Origin of the sequence: Paraburkholderia dipogonis, from assembly GCF_046027395.1 — a bacterium.
Lineage (GTDB): Bacteria > Pseudomonadota > Gammaproteobacteria > Burkholderiales > Burkholderiaceae > Paraburkholderia > Paraburkholderia dipogonis_A.
The window spans coordinates 41,895-57,645 of sequence record NZ_JAQQEG010000006.1; the positions used below are offsets into that span (position 1 = coordinate 41,895).

Consider the following 15,751-nt stretch of genomic DNA (forward strand, 5'->3'; position numbering starts at 1 on the left):
CGCGATTTCGACTGACAGGGAGCGCCGGCGCAGCGACGTCGACGGCTGCGCACCGACCGGTTCCCGCCTGGTACTCTGCAATGCGATTCGATGCGGCGTATCATGGAGCAAAAAACGAGTCGTTCCCGGCGAAGCGCTAGTGAGCCGCCCGAACGTGACCGACAAGCGCGCTGCCCTTCTCCAAGGGCGCGCTTCGATCCGAACCCGGTGCATGCATGATCTCCTGGCGTCGCGTGGCCCACCATCCCCCATACAGGGGAGATGCCCGCCATCCCCCGACACGGGGGATACGCTTCAATAGATGGGGGATGCCGGCAAGCAGCACGGCCACCTCAATAACAAAGTGACTGAAAAATGCGTGTGGTTGGAGAAACGTCCACGGTTGGGCCGCATCTTTTCCTTGCAACGAAGGTCGTTCCGCCGCGTCTGCCGGTGGGTTTGATCGTTCGTCCGCAGCTCGTCGGTCTGTCCGAGCGCGCCGCGAGCAAACGTCTCACCGTAATCAGGGCGCCCGCCGGATTCGGCAAGACTTCGCTGGCGCTCATCTGGCTCGACCGGCTGCGCGCGAACGGTGCACGGGTGGCGTGGCTGTCGCTCGACACAGAAGACGACGAACCCGCACGCTTCCTTAATTATCTGGCGCATGCGTTGTGGCACGCCTGCGGCAATGTCGGCGCGGCGGCGATCAGCCTGACTGCCGACGCCGCGTTCGTCCCTCTGCACGCCATCGTTTCCACACTGATCAACGAGCTTGTCGAAGTCGACGACGAGGTCGTCCTGTTTCTCGATGACTATCACCTGATTAGCCTTCCGGCAATACACGACGCGATGTCGTTCTTTGTTGAAAAGGCGCCGCAAAATGTGCATGTGGTTCTCTGCAGTCGCACCGATCCATCGTTGCCGCTTGCGAGGATGAGAGCAGGAGACGATCTGCTGGAAATCGATGCGTCGGCGTTACGTTTCGACTTCGACGAAACGAGGCGCTTCATCGAACACGCATTGCCCGGCGTGCTGAACGCTTCACGCATCGAGACGCTTTTTGCGAACACAGAGGGTTGGGCTGCGGCGTTGCGCATCTCGATGTCGCTGCTGTCGCGCAAGGAATGCCAGGGGGCTCAGGAGCGGACTGCACCGTCTGGCACGTCGCGGCCATTCGCCGCCTATATCGAACACATGTTCGAGCGGTTGCCAGCCGAAATAGTCGGGTTCATGCTGCGCACGTCGATACTCGATCGATTGAGCGCGCCGCTCTGCGAGGCGGTAACGGGCCTGCGCACGAGCCAGCGCATGCTGGACGACATCGCCGAGGGCCAGATGCTGTTGCAAGCGCTCGACTGCGACGGGCAATGGTTCCGCTATCACCATCTGATGGGCGAGTATCTACGGGCGAAGCTCGACGCACAGCATGCCGACGAGGTGGCGGAACTGCATTGCCGCGCGTCCGGGTGGTATGGCGCTCAGGAGCTGTGGACGGAGGCTGTCAAACATGCAATCGCCGCGGGCACCACGGATAACGCCATTCGTCTCATGGAACAGTGCGCGATGGCGCTGGTCAAAAAAGGCGATCTGCTCACGCTGCTCGGTTTGCAGCGCCGCTTTCCCGTGGGTCTGACCGGTGCACAGGTGAGGGTTACGCTGGCGATCGCCTGGGGAATGGCGCTCGCATTGCATTTCGACGAGGCGCTCGCGATGCTGGATGCGGTCGAACGTGATATCCCGTCCCACACTGGTGCTGAACCCGAAGACATCCGTTGGGAATGCCAGGCGATCCGCTCAGTCGTCGCGGCGCTGAAGGACGATCCTGAGGCGGCGCTCGCTATCGCTGAGCCATGCCTCGAGCGGCCGTCCGCCAATATCTGGACCACCAATGTGGCATCCAACGTCGTGCGCTTCGCGCACTGGAAGGCCGGCAACCTCGAAGCGCTTTACGCAACGCCGTGGATGTCCTATTCGCTCGAAGAAAATCAACGCAACCTCTATTCTTCCGTCTACCGGCTATGTCTGCTGGGACATGCGGAGATGCAACAGTTGCACTTCGAGCTTGCCGAACGGTATTTCACGGAATCGATGCGGCTGGCCGAACGCGATGCCGGTCCCGATTCGATCTCGGTGGCGCTGTGCGCACCGATGATCGGGCAAATCTGGTACGAACACGGCCGGCTGGACGAGGCTGAGACGCTGGTTGCCGGATTGATGCCTGTTATCGACGTTGCGGTCTTGCTCGATAGCGTGTTGATTGCCTATCGCGTCCTCATCCGAATCGCAGTCGCGCGTTCGGACATGAGGCAGGCGCATGCGTTGCTCGATCGCGCGCAGGCGTTGGCTCGTGCACGTGGATGGGAACGCATGACCGCCGCCGCCCTGGTCGAACGCATACGCCTCTATCTTGTGGAAGGCAGGACGGTCGAGGCGGCTGCGTGCGTTGCGCAACTCGATCAGGTGGCGCGCTCCCACGCCCATCCTTCGCGCTCCATCTCGCTCGAGATCGAGGACTATCGCGCGCTGGGGGCGGCCTCTGTCGCCGCGGCCCAGCACCGGACCGAAGAGGCCACTACGGCGCTGAGCACCGCGCTGCAGAGCGCCGAACGACGACATGGGGCTTTCCTCGCGATACGTTTGCGAACCATGCTCGCGCTCGTCTGGCTGGCAGCGAACGAACGCAGCCGCGCGATCGAGGCCTTCCGCGAAGTCCTGAAAGCCGCCGAGCCCGCAGGTGTGTATCAATCCATTCTCGACGTGGGTCCGGACATCGGAGACCTGCTGCACGCCGTGTGCGAAGACGCGCGGCACACGGCGCAAACGGACGAGCTGATCGCCTACGCCAATCATCTGCTTCATGGCTGGCAGATACTCTATCAGCCCGGCGGCAACCGTCAGCGCGACACGGAGCGCGGGTCGCTGAGCTCAAGGGAGCGCGAAATCGTCGACCTGATTGCCCGAGGACAGTCGAACAAGGAAATCGCGAATACGCTTGGAATTGGCGCTGAAACCGTCAAATCCCATATGAAGAGCATCTTCATGAAACTCGGCGTCGATAAGCGAGCTCAAGCCGTTGCACGCGCGCGGGACCTCGGTCTCGTGGGTCCTTACTAGACCGTATGCCGAGGGGCCGATCAGCCGACTCGTACCCGTCGACCTGTTTCATCGGATTGCTCGATTGCGTCAAGCACCTTGTGGAGTGCGAGCGCGTCGTCGAAGTTGGGCGCAGTGTGGGTTCCGAAACGCAGATCGTTTGCCATCAACCTGTAAATTCCTGCGACATTCCGGCCAGTAACTTCGTCGTCAAGACCGAAGTAATACGATTGCGGAACCTCGAGTTCGTGGTAACCGTCCTGTCCTTTGCGGCCGGCTTCCACGCGCAAGGGAGAAATGTTCACCACGGGCGCCTGTTCAACAATGGCGGTGATGCGCAGATCCCCTTCGGTTCCGTTGATTTCCCACAACAAGCGGGTTCCGCGCGGCAATCCACCACGAAGCTGCAACGACAGAGGTACGCCTGACGCAAGCACCGAGTTGATCATCACATGATCAGGCGTATTCATCGGGACGCTTTCACCTGTTTCGGCGATGCTCACGGTTTGCCGCCGCCGCGACAGTACGGCATCAACCTCCTGGAGCGGGCCGAGTACGCGTTGCACGGCCGCAATGGCATGTCCACCGATCACCGAAAGCAGAGTCGCGCCGTTCTTCGAGTCCATGGCATAAGCGTCGCCACGCGGAATCGCCTCGCCCCAGCTAAACCCGGCGCCGATGTAGGTCGAAGACAGGACGTCTCCGACGTACCCGTCGGTGACAAGCTTGCGCACGAACTCCACCTCAGGTGACGCAATCGCTTGCGTTCCAGCAACGGCCAGCACTCCCTTCTTTTTCGCGAGCTCGGCAAGCTCGGTAGCTTCGTCAATTCCGTTACCAAGCGGCCATTCACAGTAAACACTTTTTCCGGCCTCGAGCGCTGCGGCAACCACTTCCCTATGGTATGGAACCTTTACCGTTACAACGACGACATCGATGTCTGGAGACGCGACGAGCTCCGCCACGTTCTCGAAGGCACGCGGAATGCCAAAAGCAGCGCCGGCGGCCTGCGCACTCGCCAGGCTGGTGTTTGCCACTCCGGCTAATTCAAACACGTCAGACAGCGCGCGCAAGGCCGGAATATGGGCCGTGGTAGCCCAGCCGCGCTCGGCGCTCAATCCGACAATGCCCACACGAAAACGTTTTTCCATTGCTTCCTCGAAACCAAAAAGTGACTGCCGTACCGAGCGCCCGGAACCGTCAGAGATAACCCGGACTCACGACCCCATGAAAGCCAGACCCTCGCATCGTCCGGACATCGACGTTCCATTTGCATCACAGGCAAGGCCGCTCACGCTCAAGAAAAGATATCGGTCAAGCGGCTTTGCCGGACCGCACCGCCGAAACAGGGCTTTCAATTCATACGAGCCCATACCTGTAGGACGGATCATCCTTATCGCGCCGCCCAACGTTGGAATTCTCCAGTGGCGCCAGGCCGCCGGGGACCGGATCCGAACGCTGGGAGTCAAGCACAACAACCCGATCCGCAATACGCCATTCCCCATTTCGCCGTTCCATCCGGTCGACGTAGCGGACATTCACGACCCAGTCCATTGATGGTTTGTCGCTGTCAGGCTTCGTCCGGTGGAATGCCTGCGCATAGTGCTCCGCGTACGCCACGTCGCCATCGACCTGGACGTACTGATTGCCGGTGAAATGTTGCGTGCATTCAAAGGCCGGGAGTAACTCCGCAGCCCATTCGATGAATCCTTCAACGTCACCGTTGTAGGCCCCATGGCGATCGATCGCGTCCGGGTGATAGCACGACCGAACGAGATCCCAATCCATCCGGTCAATGCCCCGGCAGTACCGGATATGGACGCGCTTGATTTCCGCCTCGTCCAGAAACTGTTGAAGCCGCATATCCAATTTATGTCTCCTGTTTTGACTTACCTATGGCAATGCGAGTCCGCGCAACCAACCGACTCATTGGCCAGCACTGGGATGAGGTCCATATTCGCCCGTCTCCATCAACTGTGACGCAGCGATCGCTTCAGGCGTCCACCGAAGCGTTGCGCGCGTTTCCAGCAACCATGCCTGATAGGTCTCTGGAACGTCCTCGGAGGGTCCGTGGTGAATGACGCCCTTTGGCACCCACGTCAATGTTCCTGGCTCCGAGCACCCTCCCCAGGCACCGGGGCCTCGCACATAACAGATCACTTCATCAAAGTCCGCATTGATGTGAATCGGCGGCCGGCTCGAGGTGCGCGAACTGAGGTTGAACATCAGAACATCACCGGTACTGGACGACAGGAACTGACTCGGAGGGCCGCCATCCGGCAAATAGGTGAGAACCTGAATCGCGGTCAGGTTTAACTTCCATACCGGAACGGACTCCGACAACTGCAAGCCGAGAGAGAGCGGGTCGTGCGGCATGGTGAATACCGTGTTCTCTCCATCGGAACTCTTCAACACCAGTTTCGTCGGACCGCCCGCGGGAATGTCGGGACCAACCTTGGCGTAGGTCACATCCCGCGCTACGTTGATCATTCCTGTCGGCGCTGGAGGCGAGAGCTTAAGTGCCGATGGACTCTCGACAATGACGCTGCGCATGGCTTCTCCGGTCGGTCCATACCGGTACGCTATTGCTTTCGGAATGCAAACGAAGTCGCCCTCCCCGGCCGTGAGAGATCCAACATCGGTTTCGAATTTGACGTTACCCGATTGAATGAAATGGATCTCGTCCGCTTCGACATTTCGAACCACGTACGGCATTGGCTTGCGCCGACCGGACACAAGCAGCTTGACGCCGAGTCTGGATGTGGCCACGGTCGTCGGGAGAGCTTGCGCGTCGTCCTGGTCGTCGGGCGTCAGTCGATCAAGGACTGCTCGTCGCGGAGCGTGCGGACCTTCCACGGAAACATAGTCTGGCGCGTATGTCGACCGGGTCACGACCGACAGTGCACCCATGAACCCGTCCCGGGTCCACAGTTGTACAGGAGGCGCACCACCATTCGTCTTATCAGTCATTTGTCACTCTCCTTGGTTATCGAACGCTCACGACTGGCGCGGCCCATCGGGCGTCCAGGCGCGCGTCGTCTCCGTCCTGGAAGTGCTGTTCAACTGCCTGCAAACAACTCGTGTCTTTCTGCAATCTATCCGATGCGGGATCGGCTTCGCTATCGACAACTTGCCAAACTCAGCGCGTGCGCAACTGCGACTGCACAGCTCGTCACCGACGCACGCCTCCCGACTCTTCGCGAAAGGCATATGTCGTAAAACACTTTAGGCGAACCCGGATGCGGACGCCATCGTACTGAGAATGCGCAGCACCCCTATTCCCCTCGATCCGTTCGCGTCCTACGTTCCAGTTGCCGGAAGTTCAGCACCGCGTCATCTGGTTCGGTGAAGCAATATCGCGAGTGGCGCCGCAAGGACGGCGCCACTCGCCTACGCCTTAGCGCGCCGGCTTGCCGACCAGCGCCCGGTATTCGTTCGCAGTTGCCGGAGTGCGCCCGAGCAGGCCCGCGATGTCACGTGCCATGTTGAACATCTCGAGGTTGTCCTTGAGACGCACGTCGCTGTTCGGGTACTTCCAGGGCGTGTCTTCCGTACCGATCCGGATGTGCAACCCCATCATCGTGGCGAGCGTCGTCATGTACAGACTTGCGCGACCGGCTGCGCAGACGCTGATCACCGAAGTCGGATCGATCTGACGAATCTGGTCGACCATCAGGAACATGTGACGTGTCATGTCCTGGGCGTTGCTGACCCACGTACCCGAAACCAAGGTGCGGCCAACGTTGAACGGCAGCCCATACAGAAGCAGCCAGTTGTACGGCTTCTTGAGAATGCCCGTGTCAATGAGCTTTCGTTTCGCGAGTTCAATCTCTCCGGAGCTATGGATTGCAAGTTCCGGTTTGACACCAGCAGCCTCGAGCGCCTCGATTGCCGGCACCATGAAGGCTTCCGGATGGCCGGGAGCGCACGGTGCAACCTCGGTCAGCCCCTCGCGCGCCGGACTCATACACATATCGAATGTCGTTCCGTGGAGCACGTTCAGGTTCGGGACGAAGTCGTTACCAAAACGGGCACGCAGCGGCTCCAGAACTGCCGAATAGGCTTCGACTGGCGGAATGTCCCGGTCCATGCGTCGGCCTTGCGCATCCGTCATCCACGAAAAGTCGATGTGAACGCCGCATGCACCGGCCTCGATGACGGCGGACGCTGCGTCCACGTATTCCTCGAACGACGTGCTCGATTCAAAGCGCCCGGATACCGCCGCGTTGATCGCGATCTTTTCGGGAACGTCCCATTTGGGCTGCAGTTCAGGGCCAGCGAGAAACTGGTACTCCTCCATTTCACGCTTGGCAGCTTCCCAAAGTGGCAGTTTTTCGATCATGGTGATCCTCGACTCAGGTAGTGAAGTAACGGCTCGGGCGGTTCCGAACCAACGGCAATCAGACTGGCAACAAGCGTCCCGACGGGGCTGGCGCCTCATGGAACATTTGCGCCTCACTGACAATTCGAGTTGGCTTTCGAAGCAGGACCAGGTGCAAAACCTGCTCCTCGACCGTCGCGCTCGAAACGTGCGAGAGACACCGAAAGCAAGTACCTGTCTCGCCCGTTGCGCAGCTTTGTCAGCGGAGTGCTATCTCCAGCGGGATCCATTTGTTAGCAGTCCTCTTTCCTGCGCGGAGGCCGGTTTCCTGTTCGAAACACAGTGCCATAACACGCAGAACATCTACCGACCTTGCAACCGGATCATCTGTGCTAAGATAATTCCAAGCAAAATCGATTTATATCGAATGATGCGTTTCGGAATAAATAAAGTCAAGGGCACCAGGGAATCCCCTGGAAGTCGGCTGGCGCTGACGCCGTTGTTTGGGTGACCCGGCTCACCAGGTAACGTCTAGATGTCGAGGAACGAGCGAATGGTTACGTCGCACACCACCGCAATCGATATGTCCCTGGATACCATCGAGTCGCGTTGCGGCTCAACGGAACAGGTACCGCCCGAGATCTTCGACGATCGGGGCAGAACCGTTCCGTGGATGACACGGACGCTGCATCGTCTATACGACGTCGAGGCGCAGAAGATCCTGGACCGGGAGAAAGTGTCCATCGCGCATTGGTACTACTTGCGCGTGCTCGCCGAAGGCGGTGAACTGAATCAGCTGGAACTGAGCAAACGCGTGGGAATCGCTTCGACGACTGCGGTGCCTGCGTTGGACAGCATGGAAAGGCGGGGCTTTTTGAAAAGAACGCGCGATCCAAAGGATCGGCGCAAGTACTCCGTCAGTCTCACCGACGACGGCAGGCGTCTGGTGGACGAATTGATGCCGGAAATCGTCGGGATGATTTCCGGCTCGTTTGACGGGGTGGACCCTGAAGAGATGCTCACGTTCTGGAAGGTGTTGCACAAGATCGCGCAAAACCTCTCCGAAAAGTCCAATGAGGACACGGTGGTGGACTGACGCGCTCCTGCCTGGCAAGCGGCGCAGCCAGCGACCAAACGGCCACGAAACGTGGAATCCCGGAACTGAGGCTTCGCCGCCTCAGTTCCGACACTGCCTCCTGTTAGAGGCCGTCTGCTCGCCCCGAACGAGACGTTCCGTCCACATCGCCACCATAGGCGGATACCGCACCTTGCGCTGCGGCGTTCTGTGCCGCGACTTTCGCTTCGGCAGCCTGGATATTTTCCGGGTAATGAACCCAATCGCGCGGGTTGTAACCCGCTTTCTCGAGCTGTTCCAACTCGGCACGCACTTGCGCACGGCTCGGCGACGGACTTGACTGTGCGAACGACGCAACGGGAGCAACGGCAAGCGCCGCAACGAGAACAACCTGGGTGAACGACTTCATGGCTTCGTACCTCTCGGATTAGTTAGTGGCATGACAAGACCGGTTTTCTGCCACGGCTGAAAAGAGTCTAAGAGGGAGAGGCACTTAGGGTAAGTACCACTTTCGCCAATTCACCGTTGCATCGGCGTCCACAATCAAAAGCGAGTCCACCACTTTTGATATTTGTATACAGAAACGATCGTGTCCTTTCGTGAGACTTCGATCTTGCAGCACGCCCCTTCCAGGCACATCGCTGCATCCACATCGCTGTTTTCAAAGCATGCGCAAACCCTTGGCTAGGGAGATTCCCCAGGATTCTTGACTTTGTTCGTGCCGAAACACATTATTCGATATCAATCGATTTTGTGTTGCATGATTTCACACAAAATCATGTCGCACAGCGGTCGAGACCTGGACGACACAAACACGCCCTCTTCTCTGTGCCCGATAGAGGCTAAATGCAGTACCTCCATCATACAAATAACAAAGGAGTACGTAGTTCATGACATAAGGAGGATGACGTGCGCAGCACACAGACTCACCACAACAGTGAAAGCGGCACGATCCGCCACGTTGATGTCTCTCAACTCATTCGGAACCCGGCTTCATCACCTACATCGAGGATCGTCATGTTCGACAAGTTTCAAGTCCGGCAAGCTGCTGCGCCAAAAATACAGAACCAGTTTCTTGTGAACGACAGGTCGCCTACTAATCAGGACGGCGTCGCAGACCTCATTGCCGTGTCGGCCGGGGAAGCCCACTCGCGTAAGAAAGTAATCCAACATTTTCTTCGCAAGATCGGACTGTTCGTTTCAGCAGGTCTGATCTGCACAGCAGCGCATGCGGCGGACGACTCCCTCACGAACCGCCAAGGCGACATCACCCCGCTCTGCGGTACAAAACCGATGATTGTTGGCGTGTCTGATGGATACGGCGGCAATACCTGGCGCAAAACCGGCCTTGCCGAGGTCAAGGACGAGCTAAGCCGTTGCAAGAACGTCAAGCGGATCATCTACAGCAATGCCAACGGTGACCCACAGAAGGCGAACTCGGACATCAACAGCATGGTCGCACAGGGGGTCAACGTCCTCATCATGCTGCCGGATTTTGGTGCCGTGCAACTCCCGGCCATGCGAGCGGCCATGAAAGCCGGCGTAGCGGTCGTACCGTATTCGGCACAGATCTCCGGTGTGACTGGACGCGACTATGTCATCAACGTAGTTGGCGATACAAAGCAGGTTGGCGTTCTTTGGGCCGATTGGCTCGGAACGACCCTCAAGAAAGGAAACGTGGTGTTCCTGGGGGGCTCGCCCGGCGCTGCGGGGTCCCAGAATTTCATGGACGGCCTGAAGGGCGGTCTCAAGAAATACCCGAACCTGAAACTGTTAAACGAACAGTTCGTCGTTACGAACTGGAACCCGGTCGATGCGCAAAAAGCCACGGCGGGCCTCATTGCTCAGTACCCGCAGATTAACGCCATCGTCACGGACTATGGAGTGACCGCCCTCGCAGCAGCGAAAGCATTCGAACAGGCACATCTTCCGGTGCCTGCCATCGTAACGATCGCAAGCAATAACGAGCTGAACTGCCATTACCTGTCGGCGAGAAAGTCTGGCACCGCCTTCCCCTACTACACGCTCGACGGCACGACGACATACGTGCGCTTTGCAGTGCGACATGGGGTAGCGGCCTATCAGGGCACGACCGACAACGAGTCGCCCGCAGTCCTTCCTTCCGCATACGCCGACAGCGGCAAAGGCCTCGACCCCAAGTGCGACCCAGGCGCGCCGCCTGACGCCGACCTGTCCTCCGCTCTCTCCCCTGAAAAGCTCAAGGCAGTGTTTGAGCAGTAATAGCCCGAGATCCAATCATGAACGACCAGAACACATTGCTTCAGATTGACGGCGTCACGAAAGTCTTCCCCGGCGTGCGGGCGCTCGACAACGTCACGTTCTCCGTGCTTGCGGGCGAAGTCCACGGTCTCGTCGGCGAGAATGGCGCGGGCAAGTCCACCCTCATGGCGGTTGCGTCCGGCGCGCTCGTTCCCGAACAGGGGCGCGTCGTTATCGACGGCGTGGAAACCAGGGGCGACACGGACGAGGCGCGGCGGCTCGGATTGGCGATCGTGCGACAGGAACCAGCTCTCATGCCCGATCTGACCGTCGCAGAGAATCTTTATCTCGGCGTACCTGCGGAGCAACGTCCGTCGCTCATGCAAACAAGCGAATGGGCCCATCAACTCCTTCGGCAGTGGAGTGACGACGTCGCGATTGATGCGAACGAGCGCGTGCTGAGTTTGAATCCTGAACAACGCTTCATTGTCGAGATCGTAAAAGCACTTGCCGCCAAGCCCAAGGTTCTGGTCCTGGATGAACCAACCGAACATCTGTTGGCAGAGGATGTCGACCGTCTCTTTGAACGCATTCGTAAAGTCACTGCGTCAGGCTGCTCGGTCGTCTATATCTCGCACCGCATTCGCGAAGTACAGAAAATCGCTAATCGCCTTACCGTGCTTCGCGACGGACAAGGGCAAGGGACCTACGACGCGTCTGGCCTCAGCGAGCAGCAGATTGTCGAACTCATCGTTGGGGGTGTGCTCGATCGGGATTTCCCGGCCAAAGCGGGCAATGGGCGTGTCGGTACGGTTCTCGAGGTCGTGTCGCTACGCGGTGCGGGGTTCGCCGATATATCGCTTCAGGTCCGGAAGGGAGAAATCGTGGGCCTGGCCGGCATAGACGGCAATGGACAGCGCGAGTTCATGCGCGCCCTTGCTGGCCTGGCCCGAAGCCGTGGAAGCGTGAATGTGAACGGAAAGCCGGCGAAACTTCAGAATTCCCAGGCTGCCGCTGCTTCCGGCATTCGCTGCCTCCCTGGCGACCGGCACAGGGAAGGCATCTTCGGTGAACTCTCTGTGCGCGAGAACTTCTCGATCCGCAGTCTTCCATTCGATTCCATCAAAGGCTGGATCAGCCAGAGAAGCGAAGCAAAGCGCACCAAACTGGCCGTCGCAGGTTTCGCAGTCAAGACGCCGTCAGTTGAGACGCCAATCCGCTCACTGTCGGGGGGCAATCAGCAGAAGCTCGTTCTGGCGAGCGTCCTCGCAAGCAAACCCGAAGTCCTCCTGGTCGACGAACCGACCCAAGGCGTCGATATCGGCGCCCGGATGGAGATTTACAAAGTGCTCCGCCAGGCCGCTGCAACCGGGACCGCTGTCATCGTCGTCTCCTCGGACGCAATGGAAGTGGCGGGATTGTGCGACCGTGTGTTGATTTTCTCTCGCGGGCACATCGTCAAAGAACTGCGCGATGCGGACGTCGGCGAGAACAACATCACGTCCGCAGTGCTTACCGCGACCACCGAGCGCGAGAGAGGTTCGGCAAGCATTCCGGGATTCTGGAAGTGGGCTTCCGGAGACTGGGCCCCTCTTGTCATGCTTGCATTGGCCGTCTGCGCTCTGGGTATCTATGCAGCGCATGTCAACGAAACCTACCTGTCCGCACGAAACTTGAGCGGGATGTTGGCACTGGTAGCGACGCTAGCCATCGTCGCATACGGACAGCAGGCGCTTATGTTAGTTGGAGGTATCGACCTGTCTGTCGGTCCTCTCATGGGCTTGATGGTCGTCATTCAGTCTTTTTTCCTGAACGACGGATCCACTTTGGGGCATCAGTTGTCAGGATGGGTCATTGTGTTTCTGGTCGCTATAGCTGTCGGGCTAGTGAACTGGGTACTGGTCGGTCCCTTCCGACTGCACCCAATGGTTGCGACGCTGGCGACTTACATGGCCTTGCAGGCGGTCTCCCTTCTTTTACGCCCCGTTCCGGGCGGCATTATCGCTGATTCGGTGATCGAGACGATTGGTCTGCAGGCCGGATTTATACCGATCATCGCGATCGTCGCTGTCGTACTCGCGGTCGCGCTCGAGTTCGCTCTATTCAAAACAAGGCTTGGTCTTACGTTTCGTGGCGTGGGCTCACGGATCGAAGCGGCTCGTATGGCGGGCGTACGTCCGCATCTAACGCTGCTTGCGGCGTATGTGGGTTGCTCGCTCCTCGCAGGCATCGCCGCCGTGCCGATGATGGCACAGGTCGGTTCAGGCGACCCGAGCGCGGGCATCAACTACACACTTGCGAGCATCGCCGCCGTCGTCATCGGTGGGGCAAGTCTGTTCGGCGGACGCGGGTCCTTTGTTGGGTCCCTGCTTGGGGCCCTCCTCATCATCCAGGTCAATGTGGTCACCTCGTTTCTGGACATTGGAGATTCGTGGCAGTCGTATCTGTTGGGCGGGATGATCCTGGCATCTGTCGCCCTCTATTCCAAGAGCAGAGAAATGGCGGTGGCAAAATGAGAAAGGTCATGAGCAATCAGGCAGACGTGGTATCGAATCGTCTGCGGTCATCCTCCTCGAAATCGAGGTCAGTCCGAATTCCAGCATTCAGCGAGTTCTGGTGGATCTGGGTCGGATTGATACTTCTCTTCTCCGTCAGTTCAGTGGTCGCTCCAGGCACCATGACCCGTGGTTCGATTCTGGCCATGCTTCCGTTCGCAGGTATCCTGGCAATTGTTGCAACGGGCCAGACCCTGGTCATCCAGCAGCGCGGGCTCGACATGTCGGCAATCGGGATGGTCTCGCTCGCCGGCGTGGTGATGGCCCGAACCGGATTCGGCCTCGATTCCATTGTCCTTGCAGTGATTCTCACGGTGTGCGTGGGGTCGATTGTCGGAATCGTCAATGGAATACTGGTTTCGAAGTTCGCAATTACACCATTGGTTGCGACTCTGGCAGTCAACGCGCTTCTCATCGGGGGTGTCCGTTCGTTGACCGGCAATGTTCCGGTCAACGTCCCGGTCGTCATGCAAACCATCTCACACGCGCAGCTCGTTGGCTTGCCGGCCAATGTCCTGTTTGCGTTCGTTTTCGTGGTAACGGCCTGGGTCATCACCCGGAAGACTGCCATAGGCCGGCGATTTGTCGCTGTGGGCGTGAATCCACGAGCGGCCGAGGCCGCAGGGGTAAGGGTTCTGCAATACAGGATCGGTGCTTATGTCGCGTCCGCGGTGTGTTTCTCGGCCGCCGGAATGCTTCTGGCGGGATTCATTGGTAGCGCGTCGCAGACGTCAGGTAACGACTATCTGCTTCCCGCGATCGCGGCTGTAGTTGTCGGCGGCACGCCATTCACTGGCGGGAAAGGCAGCGTTATCGCTAGCGCCGTCGCGGCGCTGTTCATGGCGCAGCTCGGCCAACTTGTACTCGCACTTGGCGCGGGGCCCGCGGTTCAGCTGCTGGTGCAGGCGTGCGCGATTCTGCTCGCAACCACCGTGCGCCATCTGCCAACCGCGATAAGAACTTTTCGCAAAACTGGCAGTGGAAAGTAATAGCTGGTGCCTGCGCCACTCTCTTCCGGGCACACGTTGCATTGGCTCGGAAGGCGGGTGTTCGGGCTGGGGACCTGGGAGCGCGGAGCCGGTTGGTTGCATCGTTTAACCGCATCCCGCGCATTCGGATGACGGTACCCGTTTCGGATTGGCAGTAGATGAGCGGAAGCTGATCCCCAGAACCACTCGTCCGACCGGTTCAACGTTGCGCCAGAACGTCTGGACCTGATTTGGCAAGCCGATTGCAGCGCCCCCGCAGAGGTCGCCAGGCAATCTTTGGAGACTCTTTTCTATAGTGAGGATACCGAAATGAAAAAGATAATTTCTTGCGCGACTCTGATGGCATGCGGTGTCTGCAATGCGTATGCGCAGAGTACCGTAACCCTGTATGGGCGAGTCGCTTCCGGCCTTGATTTTGTCACGAACGTCGCGACACCGGACGGCAAGTCGAAGAACAACTACCGGTTTGGCAGCAATCAGTACGGATACAGCTGGTTTGGCCTGAAAGGCGACGAAGACCTCGGAGGCGGCGTGCATGCTGTCTTTAAACTCGAAAGCCTCTTCACCTCCGGTACCGGCCAGACGCCGCCCGACACGATCTTTACCCGCGATGCGTATGTAGGTTTGTCCCACGATAAATTCGGAAGCATCTGGTTCGGACGGGCCATGAGCCTCACCGACGAGACAGGCTGGTACATCGATCCCCTAGGTGAGCAAGTGGGAACAGGTGTCGGTAACTTCGCATTCGGGCGGGCTTGGGGTCCGCGATCAAACGTCGTCACTTACAACTCACCTACCTGGGCCGGTTTCTCCTTCCGTGTTCAGGACGGATTCGGTAATGAGGCTGGCAACTTCCGTGGCGGACGCCAGTTCAGTGTGAGCGCGCAGTACACGCTCGTGAATTTTGCCGCCTACGGTGTGTACGAAGAACTTCGCGACGCCAACGGTAAATTCTCCAACCTGTATGCAGCGTCGCGCGAATACATGGCAGGGGCCACCTACCAATTGGGTGGGCTGAAGTTCTACGCCGGCTATCAACAACTTGTTTCATCAGGGCAAGACACGGTCGCCGATTCTTTTAACCCTTCCGCGGCGACACGGAGCCAGCAAGAGTGGATTGGCGCCTCCTATCAGGCAACCCCTGCCCTCGCCTTGCAGGCCGGCTGGTATCACGGTAACGTGAATCATGGCGGCGGTACGGGAAATCTCGGTGCCATCGGCACCACCTACAACCTGTCAAAACGGACGTTCCTCTATCTGACCGTTGGAGCGATGTTCAACGGCAAGTCTTCCGCGTTCCCGGTTGAGACGGCCGATTCCCAACCGCTGCCTGGCCACAACCAGCAAGGTGGCTACTTCGGCATCATGCACTTCTTCTGATCGATGTCTGGCTGACGTACGGATACCTGTACGTCAGCGCTTTTTGTCGCGCGCAAGCGCGCTTCCAGCGTTGGAGTACCACCCTCCCCGCAGTCCGGGCGAGGTTCGCGTCCGGGGATTGCTATTCACTCCGGGATGC

The 15,751-nt window shown here is 58.9% G+C and carries 11 protein-coding genes; 6 read left to right on the forward strand and 5 right to left on the reverse strand.

Going from position 1 to position 15,751, the window contains the following annotated elements; translation table 11 throughout:
• Positions 1-354 precede the first annotated feature (354 nt).
• Entirely contained in the window at positions 355-3,093 is a 2,739-nt protein-coding gene (locus tag PQR32_RS07985) for a winged helix-turn-helix domain-containing protein (protein ID WP_408224131.1), read from the forward strand.
• A 20-nt stretch (positions 3,094-3,113) separates the two neighbouring features.
• Here PQR32_RS07985 and PQR32_RS07990 read toward each other — a convergent pair whose 3' ends face one another.
• From PQR32_RS07990 to PQR32_RS08005, 4 genes are all read right to left on the reverse strand, one after another.
• Entirely contained in the window at positions 3,114-4,223 is a 1,110-nt protein-coding gene (locus PQR32_RS07990; RefSeq protein WP_408224134.1) for a Gfo/Idh/MocA family protein, read from the reverse strand.
• A 208-nt stretch (positions 4,224-4,431) separates the two neighbouring features.
• A complete protein-coding gene (locus tag PQR32_RS07995) occupies positions 4,432-4,935 on the reverse strand; it encodes a nuclear transport factor 2 family protein (protein ID WP_408224633.1) in 504 nt (167 codons plus the stop codon).
• Between the two features lie 63 nt (positions 4,936-4,998).
• A complete protein-coding gene (locus PQR32_RS08000; protein ID WP_408224137.1) occupies positions 4,999-6,042 on the reverse strand; it encodes a homogentisate 1,2-dioxygenase in 1,044 nt (347 codons plus the stop codon).
• A gap of 427 nt (positions 6,043-6,469) precedes the next feature.
• A complete protein-coding gene (locus tag PQR32_RS08005) occupies positions 6,470-7,513 on the reverse strand; it encodes a 3-keto-5-aminohexanoate cleavage protein (protein ID WP_459252003.1) in 1,044 nt (347 codons plus the stop codon).
• A gap of 433 nt (positions 7,514-7,946) precedes the next feature.
• Here PQR32_RS08005 and PQR32_RS08010 point away from each other — a divergent pair, with 433 nt between their 5' ends.
• Entirely contained in the window at positions 7,947-8,489 is a 543-nt protein-coding gene (locus PQR32_RS08010; RefSeq protein WP_408224140.1) for a MarR family winged helix-turn-helix transcriptional regulator, read from the forward strand.
• A gap of 103 nt (positions 8,490-8,592) precedes the next feature.
• Here PQR32_RS08010 and PQR32_RS08015 read toward each other — a convergent pair whose 3' ends face one another.
• On the reverse strand, positions 8,593-8,877 hold the full coding sequence (locus PQR32_RS08015; RefSeq protein ID WP_408224143.1) for a DUF4148 domain-containing protein: 285 nt from the start codon (positions 8,875-8,877) through the stop codon (positions 8,593-8,595).
• Positions 8,878-9,485: 608 nt separating this feature from the next.
• Here PQR32_RS08015 and PQR32_RS08020 point away from each other — a divergent pair.
• The 4 genes from PQR32_RS08020 (at position 9,486) to PQR32_RS08035 (ending at position 15,612) form a co-directional block, all read left to right on the forward strand.
• The gene (locus PQR32_RS08020) at positions 9,486-10,709 is read left to right on the forward strand and encodes a substrate-binding domain-containing protein (RefSeq protein WP_408224146.1); all 1,224 of its coding nucleotides are present in this window, start codon (positions 9,486-9,488) and stop codon (positions 10,707-10,709) included.
• Between the two features lie 17 nt (positions 10,710-10,726).
• Entirely contained in the window at positions 10,727-13,204 is a 2,478-nt protein-coding gene (locus PQR32_RS08025; protein ID WP_408224149.1) for an ATP-binding cassette domain-containing protein, read from the forward strand.
• A gap of 8 nt (positions 13,205-13,212) precedes the next feature.
• Positions 13,213-14,232, forward strand: a complete 1,020-nt coding sequence (locus PQR32_RS08030; RefSeq protein ID WP_408224152.1) for an ABC transporter permease — start codon at positions 13,213-13,215, stop codon at positions 14,230-14,232.
• Between the two features lie 309 nt (positions 14,233-14,541).
• Positions 14,542-15,612 (forward strand): porin, encoded by a 1,071-nt coding sequence (locus PQR32_RS08035; protein WP_408224155.1) that lies wholly within the window; start codon positions 14,542-14,544, stop codon positions 15,610-15,612.
• The last annotated feature ends 139 nt before the right edge of the window (positions 15,613-15,751 follow it).

Excerpts from the sequence above, each read along its gene's own strand:
- PQR32_RS07985 (WP_408224131.1), top strand. The coding sequence starts at position 355 with ATGCGTGTGGTTGGAGAAACGTCCACGGTTGGGCCGCATCTTTTCCTT.
- PQR32_RS07990 (WP_408224134.1), bottom strand. The coding sequence starts at position 4,223 with ATGGAAAAACGTTTTCGTGTGGGCATTGTCGGATTGAGCGCCGAGCGC.
- PQR32_RS07995 (WP_408224633.1), bottom strand. The coding sequence starts at position 4,935 with ATGCGGCTTCAACAGTTTCTGGACGAGGCGGAAATCAAGCGCGTCCAT.
- PQR32_RS08000 (WP_408224137.1), bottom strand. The coding sequence starts at position 6,042 with ATGACTGATAAGACGAATGGTGGTGCGCCTCCTGTACAACTGTGGACC.
- PQR32_RS08005 (WP_459252003.1), bottom strand. The coding sequence starts at position 7,513 with ATGAGGCGCCAGCCCCGTCGGGACGCTTGTTGCCAGTCTGATTGCCGT.
- PQR32_RS08010 (WP_408224140.1), top strand. The coding sequence starts at position 7,947 with ATGGTTACGTCGCACACCACCGCAATCGATATGTCCCTGGATACCATC.
- PQR32_RS08015 (WP_408224143.1), bottom strand. The coding sequence starts at position 8,877 with ATGAAGTCGTTCACCCAGGTTGTTCTCGTTGCGGCGCTTGCCGTTGCT.
- PQR32_RS08020 (WP_408224146.1), top strand. The coding sequence starts at position 9,486 with ATGTTCGACAAGTTTCAAGTCCGGCAAGCTGCTGCGCCAAAAATACAG.
- PQR32_RS08025 (WP_408224149.1), top strand. The coding sequence starts at position 10,727 with ATGAACGACCAGAACACATTGCTTCAGATTGACGGCGTCACGAAAGTC.
- PQR32_RS08030 (WP_408224152.1), top strand. The coding sequence starts at position 13,213 with ATGAGCAATCAGGCAGACGTGGTATCGAATCGTCTGCGGTCATCCTCC.
- PQR32_RS08035 (WP_408224155.1), top strand. The coding sequence starts at position 14,542 with ATGAAAAAGATAATTTCTTGCGCGACTCTGATGGCATGCGGTGTCTGC.